Genomic DNA, 21706 nt, shown 5'->3' with positions numbered 1-21706 from the left:
AAATGAATAGGAAGGTTGAAAGTACGTTATGAAAGCTGATGGAAAGACTCAGGACGGAATGAAACTAGTATCTGGTGATGGATTTTTAATCAAAGCTGGAAAAGATGTTCAGCCTGTAATTGACGAATTTATGCTTCAGCCTGATGAAATTTTGGTTGCTAATGGGGATGCAAAGTTCATCTTTGTAAAAGATGGCGTTGAACAGGTGGTCAATCAACCATGCCCAACTTGTACCGTTGTCACACCAGAAGGTATTCAATCTGTTGATTTAGATGAAAAGATCGCATTTAACTATGAAGGCATGGGTAATGCGTCTTTTGACTCTAATAATATTGATGCAATTCAATCTGCCATTTTGTTGGGTCAAGACCCGACATTGTTGTTTGAACCAACGGCAGCTGGTAATGAATCTGCAGGTAATGTAGGCATCAATGGCTCGTCTTCAGCTGCGAGTTTTGTATCGATTAATTATGATAACGACTCAATGCTTGCTGAGGCGGGATTTGATACAGCTTACGATCCAAATCAAGCACGTAATGAGCTTGATCCTCTTGTTATTGTTCAACCAGATGGTGGTGAATCTGCATCTTTAGTGGTTACTGAAGGTGATCTTGGCGATAAAACATATCCAGTGAGCTCTTCAACATCTGTTTTAGTTGAAGCGTCCACGTTACCTCTTGATCCTCAATCTTTTGTTTTTGACCCACTTACCGTCAACGCATTATTGACTGAATTAAGCCGTGATATTACCTCTGGTGGTCAAGCGGTTACTTTCATTTATGACACTCAAGCTAATGCTATTATTGGTACGCTTGATGGCAAGCAAGTGATGTCTATTGCACTTGAAGCAACGTCAATCAATGGTCGTGATGTGACAGTTACTGTGACAACAACCATCAATCAGCCTATCGATCATACGGGCAATAACACCGATAGTTATGTAGTACACAATGGCGATCAAATTAATATCGATGTGGCTATTCAAGCGCAAGATAGCAGCGGTAATTCACTAGAAAAACCAGTCAATGTTGATATTGGTGTTATTGATGGCGCTAACCCTGAATTCGGTACAGATAAAGGTACATACATTGATGAAGCCACTGAAACGGGTAAAACCATCAGTGGTGATGTGCCATTAGATCTGGGATCTGATGCTATTGCTTCTATTCGTTTTAATGGTGAGCAAGCTGGGCTATCAAGCATCACAAGTGATGGTAAACCCACGAGCTTTTCTATTAATAGCGAAAGTAATGAACTAACCATTTTAAATAGTGACAACGAACCTGTAATGGTTGTGACTATGGCTAAGGATGGTAGTTACACTGTGACCCTAACGGGTGTTATTGATCAAGACACTAATGATCTAACAACCATTAATTTAGATGTAACTGCCACTGATAAAGATGGTGATACTGCAAATGGTCAAGTTAACATCTTTGTAAAAGATGGTGCTGATGCCGCTGGCGGTGAAGTCGTTTCAGTGACATTAACTGAAGGCGATCGTGATGTTGATGGTAGCGGCACAAGCACAGGTGGCGCTGATACCACGTACCCTGTTGTCAAAACGGGTGAGTTAACCCTAGTTGCAGGTGAAGATCGCTTAGATCCGAATACCGTTGCTATTGACGCAAGCCAGCAAGCTGCACTTATTAAAGAGCTAAACACAGAGTTAATTTCTGGTGGTCAACCATTAACATTCACGATTGATGCTAATGGTAATCTTATCGGTACGATAGTAGGTACTGATACTGTTGCGGTACGTGTTGAATTAACGCCAAAGCAAGATGGCCAAAACGTTAACGTTGAAATTAAAATCATCCAAGAATTACCACTTGATCATAACGCATCTGGTAACAGCGATGGTTTTGTTACCGTTAACGGTAATGACATTTCAATTAAAGTACCCGTGCAAGCGCAAGATGTTGAAGGCGATGCACTAGATAACGCCGCTAATATTGATATTACGATTGTTGACGGTGCGAATCCTGAGTTTGGTACTGACAAAGGCGTAGTAATCAATGAAAGCACTGATGCAGATAAAATCATTAATGGTCAGATCCCGCTTGATGTAGGCTCTGATGATATTGCGCATATCCACTTTAATGCTGAGCAATCAGGCCTTGCTAATATCACCAGTAACGGTGAGAAAACCACGTTCACTATTGATGGTAACGTTCTAACTGTACTTGATTCAAACTCAAACCCTGTGATGGTAGTGACTATCGCGAATGACGGTACTTACACTGTTAAAGTAACAGGTCCTGTTGATCAAAATAGTGCAGATATTGCCAATATTAAGCTTGATGTTACCGCTACCGATAAAGACGGTGATACCGCTCAAGGTAAGTTGGACATTACGATTAAAGACGGTACTAATGCAGCTGGTGGTGAGAATGTACATATCACCCTAACCGAAGGTGACCGTGATGTTGATGGTAGTGGCACAAGTACAGGTGGTGATGATACGACTTATCCTGTTATTAAAACTGGTGAGTTAACTCTAGTTGCAGGTGAAGATCGCTTAGATCCAACAACTGTTACTATTGATGCATCTCAACAAGCGGCGCTTATTAAAGAGTTAAACGCAGAGTTAACCTCTGGCGGTAAAGAGCTAGTCTTTACTGTTGATGCTAATGGCAACTTGATTGGTACTATTGAAGGTACGAATACGGTTGCTGTACGTGTTGAATTAACACCAAAGCAAGACGGTCAAAACGTTAGCGTTGAAATCAAAATCATCCAAGAGCTGCCACTGGATCACAAAGATTCAGGTAATGGCACCTATGTTTCAGTTAATGGCGATGATATTTCTATCAAGGTGCCAGTTCAGGCGCAAGATACTGATGGAGATCCGTTAAAGCATTCTGCAACAGTAGATATTACGATTGTTGATGGCGCCAATCCTGAATTTGGTAAAGACCAAGGCATTACTATTGATGAGTCGAAAGACTTAAACAAGGTAATCAACGGTCAAATCCCACTTGATGTGGGCTCTGATGATATTCAGTCAATTCACTTTAATGCTGAACAAACAGACCTTGCCAATATCACCAGTAACGGTGAGAAAACCACATTCACTGTAGAAGGTAACGTACTAACTGTACTTGATTCACACTCAAATCCTGTGATGGTAGTGACTATCGCTAATGATGGTACCTATACAGTAAAAGTAACAGGTCCTATTGATCAAAACAGTGAAGATCTTGCCAATATTAAGCTTGATGTAACCGCAACGGATAAAGATGGTGACACGGCTCAAGGTGAGCTGAACATCAATATTCTTGATGGTAAAGATGCTGCGGGTGGTGAGAATGTACACATTACCCTGACTGAAGGTGATCGTGATGTTGATGGTAGCGGCACTAGCACGGGCGGTGATGACACGACTTATCCTGTTGTTAAAACTGGTGAGTTAACCCTAGTTGCAGGTGAAGATCGCTTAGATCCAAATAGCGTTGAGATTGATGCAAGTAAGCAAGCAGATCTAATTAAAGAGTTAAGCACAGAGTTAACTTCTGGCGGCAAAGCGCTGGTCTTTACAGTTGATGCTAATGGCAATTTGATCGGTACCATTGAGGGGACTGATACCGTTGCGGTACGTGTTGAATTAACACCAAAGCAAGATGGTCAAAACGTTAACGTTGAAATCAAAATCATCCAAGAGCTGCCGCTTGATCATAACGCATCTGGTAACAGAGACGGTTTTGTTACGGTTAACGGCAATGACATCTCAATTAAAGTGCCTGTACAGGCGAAAGATACCGATGGTGATCCATTAGATAACGCAGCAACAGTTGATATCACAATTGTTGACGGTGCGAACCCTGAGTTTGGTACTGATAAAGGTGTCGTGATCAATGAAAGCACTGATGCAGATAAAATCATTAATGGTCAAATCCCGCTTGACGTGGGCTCTGATGATATCGCACATATCCACTTTAATGCTGAGCAATCAGACCTTGCTAATATCACCAGCAATGGTGAGAAAACCACATTTACTGTTGATGGTAACATTCTAACTGTACTGGATTCTCACTCAAACCCAGTGATGGTGGTGACTATCGCGAATGACGGTACTTACACAGTTAAAGTAACAGGTCCTGTTGATCAAAATAGTGCAGATATTGCCAATATTAAGCTTGATGTTACCGCTACCGATAAAGACGGTGATACCGCTCAAGGTAAGTTGGACATTACGATTAAAGACGGTACTAATGCAGCTGGTGGTGAGAATGTACATATCACCCTAACCGAAGGTGACCGTGATGTTGATGGTAGTGGCACAAGTACAGGTGGTGATGATACGACTTATCCTGTTATTAAAACTGGTGAGTTAACTCTAGTTGCAGGTGAAGATCGCTTAGATCCAACAACTGTTACTATTGATGCATCTCAACAAGCGGCGCTTATTAAAGAGTTAAACGCAGAGTTAACCTCTGGCGGTAAAGAGCTAGTCTTTACTGTTGATGCTAATGGCAACTTGATTGGTACTATTGAAGGTACGAATACGGTTGCGGTACGTGTCGAATTAACACCAAAGCAAGACGGTCAAAACGTTAACGTTGAAATCAAAATCATCCAAGAACTTCCACTGGATCACAACGGTTCAGTCAATGGCACTTATGTTTCGGTTAATGGCGATGATATCTCTATCAAGGTGCCAGTTCAGGCGCAAGATACTGATGGTGATCCACTAGAAAATGCTTCAACTGTAGATATTACGATTGTTGACGGTGCTAACCCTGAATTTGGTAAAGACGAAGGCATTACCATTGATGAGTCGAAAGACGTAAACAAGGTAATGAATGGTCATATTCCATTAGATGTGGGTTCTGATGATATTCAGTCAATTCACTTTAATGCTGAGCAAACAGACCTTGCCAATATCACCAGTAACGGTGAGAAAACCACGTTTACTGTAGAAGGTAACGTATTAACCGTACTTGATTCACACTCAAATCCTGTGATGGTAGTGACTATCGCTAACGACGGCACTTACACGGTAAAAGTGACTGGTCCTGTTGATCAAAATAGTGAAGATCTTGCCAATATTAAGCTTGATGTAACTGCAACCGATAAAGATGGTGACACCGCGAAAGGTGAGCTAAATATCACGATTAAAGACGGTAATGACGCTGCTGGTGGTGAGAAGGTAACGATCACTCTAACTGAAGGCGACCGTGATGTTGATGGTAGTGGCACAAGTACTGGTGGTGCAGATACGACTTATCCAGTAGAAAAAACAGGTGAGTTAACTCTTGTTGCTGGTGAAGATCGCCTTGTTGCGAGCTCTGTAGCTATTGATGCAAGTAAGCAAGCAGATTTAATCAAAGAGTTAAATACTGAACTGACGTCGGGCGGTCAAGCGCTAGTCTTTACTGTTGATGCTAATGGTAACTTGATTGGTACGATTGCTGGGACTGATACGGTTGCAGTACGTGTTGAATTAACATCAAAGCAAGACGGTCAAAACGTTAACGTTGAAATCAAAATCATCCAAGAATTACCGCTTGATCATAAAGAATCGGGCAATGGTAAAGGTTTTGTAACGGTTAACGGTAACGACATTTCAATTAATGTACCTGTTCAAGCACAAGATACTGATGGCGACTCATTAGAAAAGCCTGCGATTGTTGATATTACCATTGTTGATGGCGCTAACCCTGAGTTTGGTAAAGATTCTGGTACTACGATTACGGAAACCGAAACAGGCGCAACTGCAAGCGGTAAGATCCCGTTAAATGTGGGCTCTGATGATATTGCGCACATTGATTTTGCGAAGTCTCAGCCGTCACTTGAAGGTATTGTTTCTAATAACCAAGCAACCCGTTATGTGGTTGATGGTAATGAAATTAAAGTTGTTATCGATGGTGGTGCGAATGATGGCGCACCGGTCATGACGATTGAAATTAATATCGATGGTAGTTACACGGTTCATCAATATCTGCCAATAGAGCAAGACAACAGCAAAGGCGATACCGTTGATATTAATCTGTCTGTTACTGCAACCGACAAAGACGGTGATGTAAGTAACACTGGACAACTAGAAATTCATATTAAAGATGGTTTAAACCCAACCGGTGAAGGTGTTGTCGCAAACATCACCATTACAGAAGGCGATCTTGAAGATCCAAAAGCAGGTAAGGGGTACCCAGTTTCTGCGGATACGCACTTTACTGTTAATGCAACTGATGATGCATTAGTGGCGAACAGCTTAAAGATTGCTGATAGCGCACAAGCTGACTTAGTGAAAGAGCTCAATGGCTTAACGTCAAATGGTGAAGTACTGAATTTCACGGTACATACTGATGCTAATGGTGTGATCACGATTACAGGTGTGACAGCGAGTGGTCAGGAAGCGGTGAGTATTACCATGACGCCATCTTCATTGGCGAATGGTGATGTTACGGTTGATTTGGCTATTAAGCAGTCTCTACCACTTGATCACCTCAATGCAGATGGAAAGTACATTGATGTTACAGACGGTAAGATCACGATTAATGTACCTGTTCAAATGCAAGATGCTGATGGCGACTCATTACAGAAACCTGTCGATGTGAATATCACTATCGAAGATGGTCAAAACCCTTCATTCGGTCATGATTCAACAGCGACTGTTGAAGAAGGTGCATCTGGTCATGGCACGGCATCTGGCACTATCGATATTGATACTGGTAGTGACCAAGTTGCGAAAGTGTATTTTACGGATCAGCAATCATCGTTAGACGGTTTAACCAGTAATGGCCATGCGACAACGTATTCATTGAGTCCAGATGGTTCAACAATCACCGTTGTATTAAAAGACAATCCATCTCAAGTTGTCATGGAAATCAAGATTGATGTGAATGGTCATTATGTTGTTGAGCAGCAGCAACCTATTGATCAGGTTGACGATACAGCGAAAGATAATGAAGTTATTAAGCTAGACGTAGTTGCTCAAGACTATGACGGTGATAAGAGTAAGCCAGGTCAGATCACGATCAATATTCATGATGGTGAAAACGCAAAAGGTGGTGAAACTGGCTCTATTGTTATTACTGAAGGCGACTTACAGCCAACAGCAGGTGAGCAAGGCTATCCAGTTTCTGGTGATGTCACCATTGCCGTTAAAGCTGGTGCCGATCGTTTAGATCCTAATACAGTATCGATTGATGATAAGCATCTTACTGACTTAATAAACGAGTTACAGTCAGAGCTCACGGCATCGGGTGAAAAAATTCACTTTGAATATCAAGATGGTCAACTAGTGGGCATCTCGGAATATGGTGAAAAAGTATTAACGGTAACTGTTTCTGCGCAGCAGGCTGCTAACGGTCATGATGTTGATGTAAAAGTCTCTATTACTCAGTATGTGCCTTTAGATCATAGTGGAACTAACAACGATGGTTTTGTTTCCGTTGATGGCGGCAAGATCGTGATTGATGTGCCAGTACAAGTTAAAGATACCGATGGTGATTACTTAGGTAACGAAGATAAACCTGATAATTATGTAAATGCGCAAATCACTATTAATGATGGTGCTGCACCTGTCATTATTTCTGCACCAGCACTGAGTGTTGATGAAGATGCATTGGCGAATGGTTCACATACTTCACATGGTGGCGTGTCTGCTTTAGGTGATATTCAGGTCGATCAAGGTAGTGACTATGTTGCTGACTTTAAAGTTGATGTTAACGCGTTTAATGAGCAAAACAGCATCAAATCTGAAGGGCATGATGTTGTTCTGAAAGAGGTAGGGCCTGGGACATATCAAGGTACGGCAAACGGTCAAGTTGTGTTTACGTATACCTTGCTACCAAATGGTCGCTATATTTTCGATCTGAAAGGAACCATTGATCACCCAACTCAAGGTGAAGATGAGTTTAAGATTGAGTTCCCTGTTTACGCCGTTGATAAAGACGGTGATATCAGCGGTGCAGTTAATATTGATGTATTAATTAAAGATGATATTCCATCTGTACATGACGTAACGCTTAATACGGTTGAACACAGCACAACGACACTTGAAAACGTGATCGTTAATGTTGGTGCTGATGGTGCACAAGTTACTGCCCTGATTGTTGATGATCAGCATATTGATCTGTCAACACTGCGTGAGTCTGGCGGTTACCGTATCTATGAAGTCACAGAAAATGGTCAAAAGTTAGGTGATCTGATGATCAAACCTAATGGTGAGACTTACTTTGCTGCCAACGATAATTTGGATCATAACCAAGAAGAGATCATCAAGAAGATTGGCTTTGAGGTGACCGATGGTGATGGTGATAAGGCACAAGGTACGATCACGCTTGAAGTGTCGGATAAAGATGCAACCTTAAGCTTGCAAAACAGCACAGGTCAGGAAGAAGACGGTCGTCACTCTACCGATCCTAACGATAACGTTGATGTAAATCGTGATGGTATTGCCATCAACATGAGTATTAACGTTGGTGATAACGATCGTGGTGAACACATTGGTACTGTAACGATTCATCCACAGGGTGAAGCACACGGTGTCTTTATGTTTAACGGTCAACCTTTAGCTGTAAATAGCGATGGTTCAATTACGATCCCTGCAAGTGCATTTAAAGCAGACGCTAGTGGTGAGAATTATACCCTGCAAGGCATAACCTTTGTTCCTGCAGAAGATTTCTCGACCTCTGCTAACGGCATTAAGTTTGATGTTAGCGCACAAGTTAATACCACGGATGGCGGTAATCACCCTGTAATGAATGGTGAATTCTCGATTAATGTTCAAGGTATTGCTGATACGCCAACATGGAATTCAAGCTCTGTTGATCACTATGTTGTCGACGAAGATGGCTCAAATGTTCAGTTAAGTGTGGTTGCTGATCTGCAAGATACTGACGGCTCAGAAGCACTGTTCTACTACATTACGGTACCAAAAGAGTACCAAGATAAATGTACGCTAGAAATTGACGGTAAAACGTTAATTGAAACATCACCGGGTTCAGGTATCTACAAGGTAGATTCTGAGCAAATGAAGTCTGTTGAGGTTAATCCTGCAGATAACTTTAGTGGTGATATTAAGCTTTCCATTACCGCTGAAAGTAAAGAGCTGGATAACTTTGTAAATGGTCATCAGACAGCTGAATCGACAGCGAAAGAAATTGTTATCAATGTGAATCCTCAAGCCGATGATGGCACGTTAAAAGTGACACGTGTTGAATCGAAAGAAGATGAGCGTATTGATCTATCAACACACATTAACTTTGTGTCGTTAGATGATAACACCGATAACTCTGAGCATTTATTCCTACAAATCTCTGCACTTCCTGAAGGTGCAGTATTGTACTTAAATAATCACATCCTGACGCCAAATGCCGATGGTATGTATGAAATTAAATATGAAGATCTAAACGGTTTATCACTTCAGCCGCCATTAGATAGCAACGTTGATTTTAGTATCTCAGTGAAAGGCGTGATCCGAGATGTCGCAACCATTACTGATGCTAATGGTAATTTGACAACGGAAACTAGCGAGAAAGTGGTTGGCCCACAATCTATTGATATTGCACTAACAGGTGTGGTTGATGCGCCAGTGATTGAATCTGATAGTGCAGATTGGAAACCATTAGAAGATGGCAAAATCGGACTTGAAACAACCATTAAAGAAGATGGTAGCGCTAAGTTTGATTTTAAAGTGGTGTCAGGCGAGCACACTGTTGATGGTAAAACTGACGGTTCTGAAACCTTAAGTATTGTGGTCTCTGGTATTCCAGAAGGAGCAAAACTGTACGATCAGAACGGTAATCTTCAAACCTTGGTTTACGCTGGTGAAGATGAACATGGTCAACCTATTTATCAGGTAAACCTAACAACGTTAAACGATGTAAAAATCGTGCCGCCAGAAAATAGCTTAGAAGATATCACGCTTGATCTTCGTGTCGTAGTGACTGAAAACGACGGTGCGAGTAAGGCGTTTGATGGTGAATTGGTTATTCATGTTACGCCTGTAATTGATGCGACTGACTACGATACGGTTTCTAAAGGTTTTGAAGATCAGCCGATTCAAATTGATTGGTTACCACCTGAGTTTACCGATCCGAAAGAACACATTACCGCAGTAGCGCTAAATGGTTTACCGCAAGGTTATCAGTTGTTCTTGGGTGATACTTTATTAGTGGCCGATGCTTCAGGAAAAATCACCTTTACGGATAGCCAATTACAACAGTTATTGAATGGCACTAAGTTAACCCTGCATGCGCCAGAGGACTCAGATAAAGATATCACCTTAACTTCAACAGTAACGGTATCTGAAACGGATGTTGATGGCGATAAAGAGACTGTCACGAAAGATATTACAGGTACTTTAACTGTTGATATTCAAGCTGTTGTGGAAAGCGATGGTCACTTAGTTGTTCGCCATGATGGTAATACTGTTACCAATATTAGTTGTGACAGTGATGGTGTTATTGATCTCTCTAATGGTACTGATTCAGACGGTAAAATTACGTGGGTGAATGACGATAAATCCAGCTCTGAAGTGATTCAGCAAGTGGTACTTGAGCCAATTCCGACAGGCTTTGTGATTGTTGGTGGTATTAACAATGGTGATGGTAGCTGGACAATTCCTCAGTCGCAATTGGACAACTTGCAGATCAAAGCCCCAGAAGGCTTTAAAGATACGTTAGTGCTGCAAATTAGTGCGGTTGTACAAGATTTAAGTGACGATGGTGATCCAAGTGCATTAGTGGTTAAAAAAGACACCATCACGCTTGATTTTAGCCAGAATACTGAGTCTAAAGATGAAAAAGCGGCGGATGTTATCATCGAAGATCACCTTGTCACTGGTACAGAAGATCACACCGTAGATTTAGGTAAACAAATCACTGATCACATTATTAAAGTGAGTACAGATGGTGGTCATCAAGCGCATGATGAATTGACTATTGTTATTGATGCAAGTGATCTACCTAAAGGTGCTTCGATCTCAGGCTCTGACTATAACCACCAAACTGGTGAATATGTATTGAAAGTGCCTGTTTCTGACAGTGGTGAAGTGGATTTATCTAGCATTCACATTAATTTGCCAAAAGATTTCGCAGGTGACTTTAAGTTAGATGTGAAGTTTGTAACGACTGATATTGAAAGTGGTGATTATAAAACACAAACAACCACCCTTGATGTTCAAATTGCACCTGAAGTTGATGGTCCTAAATCGGTTGAAATTAAGGTTGTTGAAACTGATGGTTTAAATGGTGATAAGCAGCCGATCTCGTCATCTGATGATAAAACAGAGCAAGTTTACAAAGATGTTGCTTATGAAGATGGCGATATCAAGCTTGATCTATCTGTTGCACTAAAAGATGTCAGCACAGAACTAACTGATGGTAAAGAAAGCGTTGAGTCTGTGACATTAACACTTAAAGACAGCACTGACGGTGTGTTTATTGATGCAAATGGCAATGTACTAGGTTCATCTATCACCATTGATGCTAGCCAGATGGGGAATATTCATTTCCGTCCAGCACCAGATTTTAGTGGCAAGGTTGATATTGATGTTAAAACCACAGTTGTCGATACCACTGTTTATGATGAAACTGCTGGTGGCAAAGAAGTATCAGCATCAAAGACATTTGATAACACAGTGAGCTTTGAGGTTGTTGCGGTTAATGACGATATCAAATGGCATGACATTGATAAGCCAGTTATTGGTAATGAAGATACAGCAATTTCATTGAGTGGTATTGGTGGGTCATTACAAGATAGTGATGGTTCAGAGCACATTGTTTCAATCAAATTAGAAAACGTGCCTGATGGCTTTATCGTTCAAGGTGCGGTGAACAATGGCAATGGCGTATGGACGATTACGGCATCAGGTGAAACGTTCGATTTAAGTAACGTGAAGGTTGAGCCGCCAAAAGATTTCAGCGGTAAAGTTGATATTGGTATTGTGGTGTATTCAAAAGAAGATACTTTAGATATACCAGCAGCAAACCGTGAAACTATCACGATTGATGTTCAGCCTGTTGCTGACAAAGTAGATACTGATGTTAATCCGAATGCGTCTGGTGATGAAAATGGTTCAATCACATTAGATCTAGGTATTAAAGCTTACGATGATGAAAACACAGTTAAGCATCCTGACTCCAATGTGCATGAAAATGGAGCAGAATCACTACAAATCACCATAACTAATGTGCCTGATTCAAGCTCATTTACCTTACCTGATGGGGTAAAGGGTAGCTGTGAGAAACAAGCAGATGGCTCATGGATCATTAAAGTTGATGGTTCAGAACTTGATAAATTGATCTTCCACCCAGGTGATGCTAATAACCAAACCGTTATTGACGGTAAGGTTTGGACGGGTGATTTAGGTTTTGATATTCGTGCAGTGGATAACGGTGTTGTTGGTACAGATAGCGTCGCGGTGGATAAAACAATCCACGTTGATGTGACACCTGATAACGATGCGCCTGTGAACCATATGCCAACGGATCCGCTAACGGTTGAAGAAGACACAACATTAGTGATCAAAAATCTGCAAGTAACTGATGTAGATAGTAATGATCATAATGCTGTAATGAACATGACGGTCACGCTAAGTGTCCAGCATGGTCAATTGAGCATTGCTGATGGTGTTGATACAACAGGTCTAGTGATCAAAGGTAATGGTGATGGCACATTAACCATTGAAGGTGATATTACTAAGATCAATCAGCTATTGGATAAAGGCATCAATTACGTTGGTGATAAAGACTTTAATGGTACTGATAGCCTAACCATGACGACCAACGATAATGGTAATTCTGGTGCAGGTGGTGCATTAACAGATACCGATAGTGTTGATATTACCGTTACACCCGTTAACGATGCACCAGTGAATACAGTACCTGATGCATTTACTGTTGATGAAGACAGTAGCCATGTGATCAGTGGTCTTAAGATCAGTGATGTGGATGCGAAAGAAAATGGTGCATCTGGTGATATGACAGTGACGTTAGCTGTTGGTCATGGTCAATTAACGATTATCGCGACTGATACACAAGGTTTGAATATTACTGATAACGGTGACGGTAAGTTAGTTATCAGCGGTGATATTAATAAGATCAACGCATTACTGGCTGATGGTATCAAATATACAGGTGATGAGAATTACGCTGGTAAAGATCAGCTAACCATGACCACAAGTGATAACGGTAACGCTGGTGCTGGTGGTGTACTAACCGATACCGATACAGTTGATATTACGGTTACACCTGTTAACGATGCGCCTGTTAACCATGTGCCAACGAGTATTACGGCAGATGAAGATATCGCAACGGTGATCACAGGGTTGCAGGTATCTGATGCAGACTTTAATGAGTTACCGAATAATACGGGTATGTCTGTGCAGCTAAGCGTAGCCCATGGCTCGTTAATTATTACATTACCAGAAAACAGCTCAGTGAAAGTGGTCGATAATGGTACGGGTAATGTCACTCTTGAAGGCTCGATGGATGACATTAATGCGGTACTTAACAGTAATGTTAGCTACGTTAGTGATGAAAACTACAGTGGTAAAGATGAGTTAATCATTACTACTAACGATGGTGGTAATACAGGCTCAGGCGGTAATCAGTCTGCTACCAATAAAGTTGAGATTAATGTGGTACCGAAAGCGGATGCGCCATCGTTAAGTATTAACCCAGAGCACCTACAAACCGCTGCGATCAGAAGCTCTATGGGGACGATGTTGCCACTGATTGGGCTGATTGCTGCGGCATCGGCAGATGCATCTGAAACCTTAACCGTTAAGTTAACGAATTTAGGCTCAGGTCAGGTTGTTGATAAAGATGGCAATGTGATTGGTAAAGATCTTGGAAATGGTAACTGGGAAGTACCAGCTGACAAGGTTGATGGCTTGTACATCAAAGATCTTGATCAAGGTACGCACTCAATTAATGTTGTTGCTGTTTCGACTGAATCTGATGGTTCTTATGCAGAATCAGACCCTGTAAACATCAATGTAGTGGTTGATGATCTATCACAAACAAATAATGTGATCGGTCAAAATTCAAATGTTGATGGAGATAATCTGATCATCGACAGTACAGCTGCAGCAACATTGTATGGTGGTGCCGGCGATGATGTATTAGTGGGTGGCTTAGGCTCAGATATTCTTGTCGGTGGTGCAGGTGACGACATCCTATGGGGTGGTGAGTTAGGCGGTCATGGTGATGGGGTGAAAGATACCTTCCTATGGACTGCTAGCGACTTTGGCACTGCTGATGCACCAGCAACAGATAAGATCATGGACTTTGAAGTTGGCATAGATACCATCAGCCTAGGTGATGCATTAGACACCAAAGATATCCACTCATTAGCGGATTTGAATAATCGTCTAAACATCACAGAGCAAGATGGTAGCACCTTAATTCAGATATCTAATGATCAAGATAAGGTGGTTCAGAATATCATTCTTGATGGCGTAACTAACCATGATTTATTTGGTAGCACGTCTAGTGAGATGACTGCAACAGATAAGCTAACGACGTTATTGAATAGCGGTAGCCTTGAGCTTAGTAAGAACTTTGGTAATGAAGAGAGCAATGACTTAATTGCAGATAACCAAGGTGAATCATTGTTTGGCTTTGATGGTGACGATACGTTAGTTGCAGGTCAAGGTAGTGATATCTTAACTGGTGGTGCTGGTGATGATCTGTTTACATGGCATGAAACATCATTGTCATCAGATAAGCCAAATGCCGATACCATTGCTGATTTTGAGCTAGGAAAAGATAAGATCGATATCCGTGAGTTATTATCAAATGAAGGTGATGACAGCCAATCTGATATGGATAATTTACTGAAGCATGTTAGCGCAGGTGTTGATGATAAAGGTAATGTTGAACTGGATATCACAACAGATGATGGTAAACAGCAAAACATTGTTTTAGATAACATTAACCCTGTTCAGGATCTTGGTTTAATGGATGGTGCATCGTCTGTTGATATTGTGAATTCACTGTTCGATCACAATGCATTTAAGCTAGATAACACGCACTAGTTAGCAATATAAAGTAAAAAAGCAGCCGAATCTGGCTGCTTTTTTTGACTAAAATTGCGTAGTTATTCACTTGTATGCCTCAAGAATCCGGCAGGATAGCGAAGATCTCCAATTTTAATGAAATAATAATCTACGAATAATGATTAAATAACCACAAATGGGTTTAGTTGCTGTAAATGTAAAAACTTTGTTATGTTAATTGTTATGTGATTAGCAGATAACATGGATGAGAAATGAAAGCAGTAGAAGCAAACTTTGATGGATTAGTTGGTCCTACGCATAATTACAGTGGACTTTCTTACGGTAATATTGCGTCTGCTAAAAATAGCGCAAAAGCCTCTAACCCGAAGCAAGCCGCCAAGCAGGGGCTGGCGAAAATGAAGTCTCTTGCTGATCTTGGTTTAGTGCAGGGGATCATAGCTCCACAAGAAAGACCTGATCTTGTCACATTACGCCGTTTGGGATTCTCTGGCTCTGAGCAATATATCATTCAACAGGCAGCAAAACACAGTCCGAAACTGTTGGCTTCTTGCTACTCGGCGTCGAGTATGTGGACAGCCAATGCGGCGACGGTTTCTCCCTCTGCTGATACATCAGATAAGCGGGTTCACTTTACACCCGCTAATTTGGTTAACCAGTTCCATCGCTCGATTGAGCATGTAACGACAGGAAAGATCCTAAAAGCAATGTTTCCAAGTGAGCAGCATTTCCATCATCATGATGCTTTACCAACAGTAAATCACTTTGGCGATGAGGGAGCTGCCAACCATACGCGTTTTTGTCGTGAATACGGTGATGCAGGTGTTGAGTTTTTTGTTCATGGACGTTATGCCTTTGATAGTCGTTTTACTCAACCTCAGAAATATCCGGCAAGGCAAACATTTGAAGCTTGTGAAGCGTTAGCTCGTTTGCACCAGTTAGATGAGCAAGGTGTTGTTATTGCGCAGCAAAATCCAGCTGTGATTGATCAAGGTGTATTCCATAACGATGTCATAGCCGTGGGTAACAGAAATACCTTGTTTTGTCACGAACAAGCCTATGTTGATCAAGCCAAGGTTTATGCAGAGTTAAGGCAAAAAATGGGGGATGACTTCAGGATCATCGAAGTACCCACATCCAGTGTGTCGATTAATAATGCGATTTCCAGCTATTTATTTAATTCGCAATTGCTATCGTTACCTAATGGGGAAACGGTATTGGTGTTACCGCAGGAGTGTGAAGAAAACAGTCAAGTTAAACACTATGTCGAGCAGCTAGTAAATAGTCAGCATATAGATAAAGTGATGATCTTCGATTTAAAGCAGAGCATGGCAAATGGCGGGGGACCTGCGTGTCTACGATTGCGTGTGGTGCTTAATGAACAAGAACTGCAAGCGGTGAATCCTGATGTGTTAATGACAGATACAAAGTTTACTATCTTGAATCAGTGGGTTGATAAGCACTATCGTGATCGCTTGGTAGAATCGGATTTAGCCGATCCCAATTTGCTGGTGGAATCACGCACTGCCTTAGATGAGCTAACGCAAATATTAAACCTTGGCTCGATTTATAACTTTCAACAATGATCTTATAAATAAACAAAAGGCGATAAGTAGAATCTACTTATTGCCTTTAGAAACATATCTACAAGCTAATGGTTATTTTTTACCAAATAGGCTTGAAGCTAGGTTCATGATACCGTCCATGCCGCCAACAGCTTGGAACAACTCAGATGCGATATCACCATTTGGACTTGCTTTATCAATCATACCCGGCAACGTTTCCTGTAAACCTGTTACAGCTTCATCTTTAGGCATTTGTAGATCGTTGGCAAAGTTTGATAACTGATCTGGATTGAAAATTTTAGCAATATCATCAGCAGAGATTGGTGAGTTTTCACCATTACCCAGCCATGATGCAACGATATTCGCTAAACCAGCACCGTTAAGTGATTGAAGGATACTGTTAAAATCAATACCTTCACCATTGCTGTTACCACCAAGTAGGCGAGCCAGTGCTGACATAATGTTGTTTTCGTTTAGGCCATCAGTATTTGCACTTGATTGTGCAAATAGTTGAGCACCAATACGTAGAATCTCTGCGATATCCATACATTAAACCTTAAATTTGAACTTAAGCTGCTGCTGGGATACGAAGCTTTTGACCTGGGAAGATTTTGTCTGGGTCAATGATAACTTCACGGTTAGCTTCAAAGATTTTCTCGTAATCAGCACCGTTACCTAGTGTTTTTTCAGCGATTTTCCATAGGCTGTCACCAGATTGAACTTCGTAGTAAGACACTTCTTCTGTTGATGCAGGTGCAGAAATGTTATCTACAACAGATTCAATACCTTCAGTATTACCTGTCATCAGGATCGCTTTTTCACGTGCTTCTGCGCTATCAGCTTGACCAGATAGTGTTGCAACACCGTCTTTTACTTCAACTTTAAGATCAGAAACACCAGGGTTATTGTCTTCAATATGCTGTGTGATTTTCTCAGGTGCTTCTTCTTCGTTACCGAATAATTTTGTGCCGATATTACGTGCGAAATCTAATAAACCCATTGTTTACATTCCCTAAATGAAGAAATAGTCATTAAAAAGACTAGACGAAAATTTAAGAACAACTCATTTTTATTGAATTAAGTCTTATGGAAAGTATGCTCAATTCCAACTCTCTGTTGTGCTTAGATGTTGTTGTCATTTTTATTGAGATACGGTTTGATTTCGATACTAGGTCATCGTTTATCGATAAGCTATATCCTTATAAGAAAGCATATTTTTTAAAAATGAAGAATGACAACAGTGTTTTATTGCAATATATAGAATGGTGTTTGGTTAAATTTTGGACATTGATTTATTGCATGAATGTATCTGTCTAATCTCTGGGAGTAAAGCGCATTATAACGATGAGGTAATTTTTGTGTTTACGCTTGACCTGTTTTAGCGCTAAAAGTGATAATACGTCCATAAATCAGTGGGTCTACACTGGTAATGCATGAATAATTTTATGGAGTTTCAATGGCAAAGCTAAGTCTACAAGAGCAGATGCTACAAGCAGGGCTTATTGATAAGAAAAAGCTTAAAAAGGCGGGTAAATCGTCTAAAAAGTCGCGCACTCAAGCGAAAGAAGCAAAAGCTGCTGTTGAAGCAAATCGTCAGGCGCAGTTAGAAAAAGATAAAGAGCTTAACCGTGCCCGTGACGAAGAAGTGAAGGCAAAAGAGTTAGCCTCTCAAATTAAACAGCTTATTGAGATGAATCGCTTAGATCGTAAAGACGGTGACATCGGTTATAACTTTACTGATGGCTCAACGGTTAAGAAGATTTATGTTGATAAAGTAATGCAAGATCAGTTAGTAAATGGTCGCTTAGCGATTGCACGTTACCAAGACGGTTACGAAGTGATCCCAGCGACTGTTGCGGATAAGATTGCACTTCGTGATGAGTCTAGCATTGTGCTTAACAATACGGTTGATGACAGTATTGTTGATGAAGATGACCCATATGCAGATTTTGTTATCCCTGACGATCTGATGTGGTAAATCATTACTGCTAGTAATGCATGAAAAAAGCCGATGTTATTTACGACATCGGCTTTTTTGTTGCTTTTTTCTATTCACAAATATGGCTTATTTTTTCTCTTCGGTTGCGTAGTGAATGTCATTCATATCAACCGTGATGGTTTTAAATACTTTCTTTCCGTTCTCACTATAACTGACCACAAACGACACTGATGGGCGCTTTTCAGAATATTTAGCTGTTTTCATCCAATCCCAGTGCTCAAAGGTTAAATTCGGTTCTTTTTCTGTTACGAAATAAGTTTGCTGTGGCATCTCGCCATATTGTGATACAGCAATATAAAATTGTGTTGGTGGGCATGAGCCATTATCACATTCACCATTCTCTGTTAATGAATACACCTTTACCGCAAGAGGGGGGATAATTTCCTTTGGTGTTGTTGCCACTAAACGTTGGTTATTCAGTAAAAATGCGAGATCTACATTTGCATTTTCAGGTGAGCTTTCAGCCTGAGAGCAAGCAGTAATAAGCAGGACAAGAGAGAGGAGAATCGCACGCATGACAATATCCTTATATATTCAGTTAACGACAGCAAAATGAGGTATATAGGTTTAGCCTAATGGGCTTTTGTCAGTGTTTAATCATAATTATGTGCGAATAACCCCATGATTTTATGTTATTACGTCAAATCTTATCGGTGTGTTGGTCATTGGTTAAGAGCGGAATTTACTCATGTGTTTTCAGTGGTAGGCTAGGTATTTCGCGGCCTAGAAAGCAATAAACGGTACTTAAATATAACCAAGATTATCGCAGTAATAGCATTGTATAACTTTGAACTTACGCTATCGTTTGCGTGTGCAATAATTAAACAGATGGGTGTAATTGTGATAAAAATATCATTATATCTAATGCGAATGTTTATCATTTGTGGTTAAGTAGTGATATCAATAGCAAATGGCTATTATATGAATCAGACATTCGATAGTGATTAAGATAATCATCAACATAGCAGGACAATAATAATGAATAGTGATATCGCTCGTTGGTTGGAACGTGACCCTGATCTTAAAACACGTAATGAACTTGAACAGCTAATTAAAGACAATAACCAAGCAGAATTAGCCGATCGTTTTAATGGTCGTTTGGCATTTGGTACAGCGGGTCTGCGAGGTGTTGTTGGTGCTGGTCCTAATCGAATGAACAGACTGGTGATACAGGAAACTGCAACAGGGTTAGGGCAATATTTATTGCGCTCGGTACCTGAAGCTGCCAGTAAAGGTGTGGTCATCGGCTATGATGGTCGTCCTGATTCTCAGCAATTTGCGCATGATACGGCATCAGTGTTAACCGCACAGGGCATTAAAGTGTACTTAACGGTTAAAGTAGCCCCTACACCTGTGGTCGCCTTTGGTGTTAAACATCTGAATACAGCAGCCGCTGTTGTCGTTACTGCAAGTCATAACCCTCCTGAATATAACGGTTTTAAAGTGTATTGGGGTAATGGTGCTCAGATCATTCCACCACAAGATGCGGGTATTGCTGAGGAAATTGATAAAGCGACAACGCATGAATTATCACAATTATCATTAGAAGCCGCAGCAGAAAAAGGGCTTCTTGTATGGTTAGATGATGAGTATTACCAAGCTTATCGTCAAACCATGAACAGTAATCCATTGTTGACTAACCATACTGAGCCTCAAGAGATTAAAGTTGCTTACACTGCAATGCATGGTGTAGGTGCTGAAATGGCAGAAACATTACTAGCTGATGCTGGTTTTACCCATGTTCATAGTGTTGCTGCGCAAAGAGAGCCAGATGGTACTTTCCCAACGGTTAAATTTCCGAATCCTGAAGAAGCTGGGGCGATGGATCTTGTTATTGCGGAAGCGAAAAAGCATGATGCCGTTTTAGCTTGTGCCAACGATCCTGATGCCGATCGTTTTGCTGTCGCTGTTCGTCGAGATGATGGTGAATACCAAATGCTGACAGGGGATCAGGTGGGCATTCTGTTTGGTTATTATTTATTAAGTCATGCACCAGCAAACCAAAACCTTGTCGGCAACACCATTGTTTCATCAAGCCTATTAGGCAAAATTGCGGCTACATTAGGTGCTCGTTATTACCAGACTTTAACGGGTTTCAAATGGTTGACGAATGTTGCTATGGCACAGCAAACAGAAACACATCAATTTCTTTTCGCTTATGAAGAAGCGTTAGGTTACACCGTTGGCAGCAAAGTATGGGATAAAGATGGTTTATCAGCATTGGTCGCTTTTGCTCAGTTAACCGCAGAGCTACATGCCAAAGGACAAACCATTTGGGATCAACTTGAAGCGATTTACCGTGAACATGGTTTATATGTTAATGCGCAACGAAGTATTGCGTTAGATCCTACAGCTGCACCGATTGGTGACACATTACGTGCAACACCACCGACAGAAATAGCTGGTTTGCCCATTGTTTGCACAGAAGATTATAAACAATCGCTACGTATTTTCAGTGATGGCACAGTAGAAGCGATTGATCTACCTGTCAGTGATGTGCTTATTTATCACTTACAAGGTGGTTCCCGTGTGATTGTAAGACCATCAGGCACAGAGCCTAAATTAAAATGCTACTACGAAGTGGTTGAGCCAATGCTTCATGAAGATACCATGGTACATGCTCAGCAACGTGCTCAAGAGGCAATGGGGCAGTTAATTGCTAAGCATCAGCAATCTATTAAGTAATTAATAACACGATTATTTAGCTTGTTATATGGCAGTGATATTACAGATATCACTGCTGTTTTTATAACCGTTATCTGCTGTTTTAAATTGTTTTTCATCAAAGACTTCCCCAAAGCGCCATGCCTAATCCAGGTGCGCTCAATGGTCATTTACGTGTATAATCAAGCCAATATTTATTATTTTAAAAAGTTAGGGTTTTCCGATGCATGATTTAAATCTATCTATTCCTGATGATTTCGAAAAAGAGCCAGAGTTACCGATCCCTGAGATTGATGAGCAAAAGAAAATTGTTGCTGAATTAAAGCGTTTAGAAGAAGCAGGTGAGCTAACGCCAGAAATTCTTCATGCATTTATGACTGGCGAACGTAAGCCTGAATAAGCATTAAAAAAGCCTCTGCACTGAATAGTACTGATGTGACCCCATAAAGTTGGACATTTCGGTTAAGCGGCTTGTAAGGCCTGATTTCGATATTCAATCGGAGTCAG

The 21706-nt window shown here is 40.9% G+C and carries 8 protein-coding genes; 5 read left to right on the top strand and 3 right to left on the bottom strand.

Going from position 1 to position 21706, the window contains the following annotated elements; genetic code table 11:
- Positions 1-58: 58 nt before the first annotated feature.
- Entirely contained in the window at positions 59-14992 is a 14934-nt protein-coding gene (locus E5A76_RS14070) for a retention module-containing protein (protein ID WP_262383663.1), read from the top strand.
- 233 nt (positions 14993-15225) lie between these two features.
- On the top strand, positions 15226-16557 hold the full coding sequence (astB, locus tag E5A76_RS14065) for an N-succinylarginine dihydrolase (protein ID WP_161119300.1): 1332 nt from the start codon (positions 15226-15228) through the stop codon (positions 16555-16557).
- 72 nt (positions 16558-16629) lie between these two features.
- Here the strand turns inward: astB and E5A76_RS14060 are convergent, their stop codons facing one another.
- Together E5A76_RS14060 and lysM are read right to left on the bottom strand one after the other, a co-directional pair.
- Positions 16630-17082, bottom strand: a complete 453-nt coding sequence (locus E5A76_RS14060) for a YidB family protein (protein WP_053988834.1) — start codon at positions 17080-17082, stop codon at positions 16630-16632.
- 22 nt (positions 17083-17104) lie between these two features.
- Positions 17105-17536 (bottom strand): peptidoglycan-binding protein LysM, encoded by a 432-nt coding sequence (lysM, locus tag E5A76_RS14055; protein ID WP_023934748.1) that lies wholly within the window; start codon positions 17534-17536, stop codon positions 17105-17107.
- A 456-nt stretch (positions 17537-17992) separates the two neighbouring features.
- Between lysM and E5A76_RS14050 the strand changes: the two genes are divergently transcribed.
- The gene (locus tag E5A76_RS14050) at positions 17993-18514 is read left to right on the top strand and encodes a DUF2058 domain-containing protein (RefSeq protein WP_053988835.1); all 522 of its coding nucleotides are present in this window, start codon (positions 17993-17995) and stop codon (positions 18512-18514) included.
- A gap of 87 nt (positions 18515-18601) precedes the next feature.
- Here E5A76_RS14050 and E5A76_RS14045 read toward each other — a convergent pair whose 3' ends face one another.
- Positions 18602-19051 (bottom strand): hypothetical protein, encoded by a 450-nt coding sequence (locus E5A76_RS14045; RefSeq protein WP_053988836.1) that lies wholly within the window; start codon positions 19049-19051, stop codon positions 18602-18604.
- 462 nt (positions 19052-19513) lie between these two features.
- Between E5A76_RS14045 and E5A76_RS14040 the strand changes: the two genes are divergently transcribed.
- Positions 19514-21220, top strand: a complete 1707-nt coding sequence (locus E5A76_RS14040) for a phospho-sugar mutase (RefSeq protein ID WP_161119299.1) — start codon at positions 19514-19516, stop codon at positions 21218-21220.
- A gap of 202 nt (positions 21221-21422) precedes the next feature.
- A complete protein-coding gene (locus E5A76_RS14035) occupies positions 21423-21599 on the top strand; it encodes an ATPase (protein WP_008989033.1) in 177 nt (58 codons plus the stop codon).
- Positions 21600-21706: the final 107 nt, after the last annotated feature.

Source organism: Photobacterium lucens, assembly GCF_009873615.1.
GTDB lineage: Bacteria > Pseudomonadota > Gammaproteobacteria > Enterobacterales > Vibrionaceae > Photobacterium > Photobacterium lucens.
This window is presented reverse-complemented; position numbering and strand designations above follow the sequence as displayed.

What these genes read in the sequence shown, in the direction of transcription:
- E5A76_RS14070 (WP_262383663.1), top strand. Translation starts at nt 59, where the DNA reads ATGAAACTAGTATCTGGTGATGGATTTTTAATCAAAGCTGGAAAAGAT.
- astB (WP_161119300.1), top strand. Translation starts at nt 15,226, where the DNA reads ATGAAAGCAGTAGAAGCAAACTTTGATGGATTAGTTGGTCCTACGCAT.
- E5A76_RS14060 (WP_053988834.1), bottom strand. Translation starts at nt 17,082, where the DNA reads ATGGATATCGCAGAGATTCTACGTATTGGTGCTCAACTATTTGCACAA.
- lysM (WP_023934748.1), bottom strand. Translation starts at nt 17,536, where the DNA reads ATGGGTTTATTAGATTTCGCACGTAATATCGGCACAAAATTATTCGGT.
- E5A76_RS14050 (WP_053988835.1), top strand. Translation starts at nt 17,993, where the DNA reads ATGGCAAAGCTAAGTCTACAAGAGCAGATGCTACAAGCAGGGCTTATT.
- E5A76_RS14045 (WP_053988836.1), bottom strand. Translation starts at nt 19,051, where the DNA reads ATGCGTGCGATTCTCCTCTCTCTTGTCCTGCTTATTACTGCTTGCTCT.
- E5A76_RS14040 (WP_161119299.1), top strand. Translation starts at nt 19,514, where the DNA reads ATGAATAGTGATATCGCTCGTTGGTTGGAACGTGACCCTGATCTTAAA.
- E5A76_RS14035 (WP_008989033.1), top strand. Translation starts at nt 21,423, where the DNA reads ATGCATGATTTAAATCTATCTATTCCTGATGATTTCGAAAAAGAGCCA.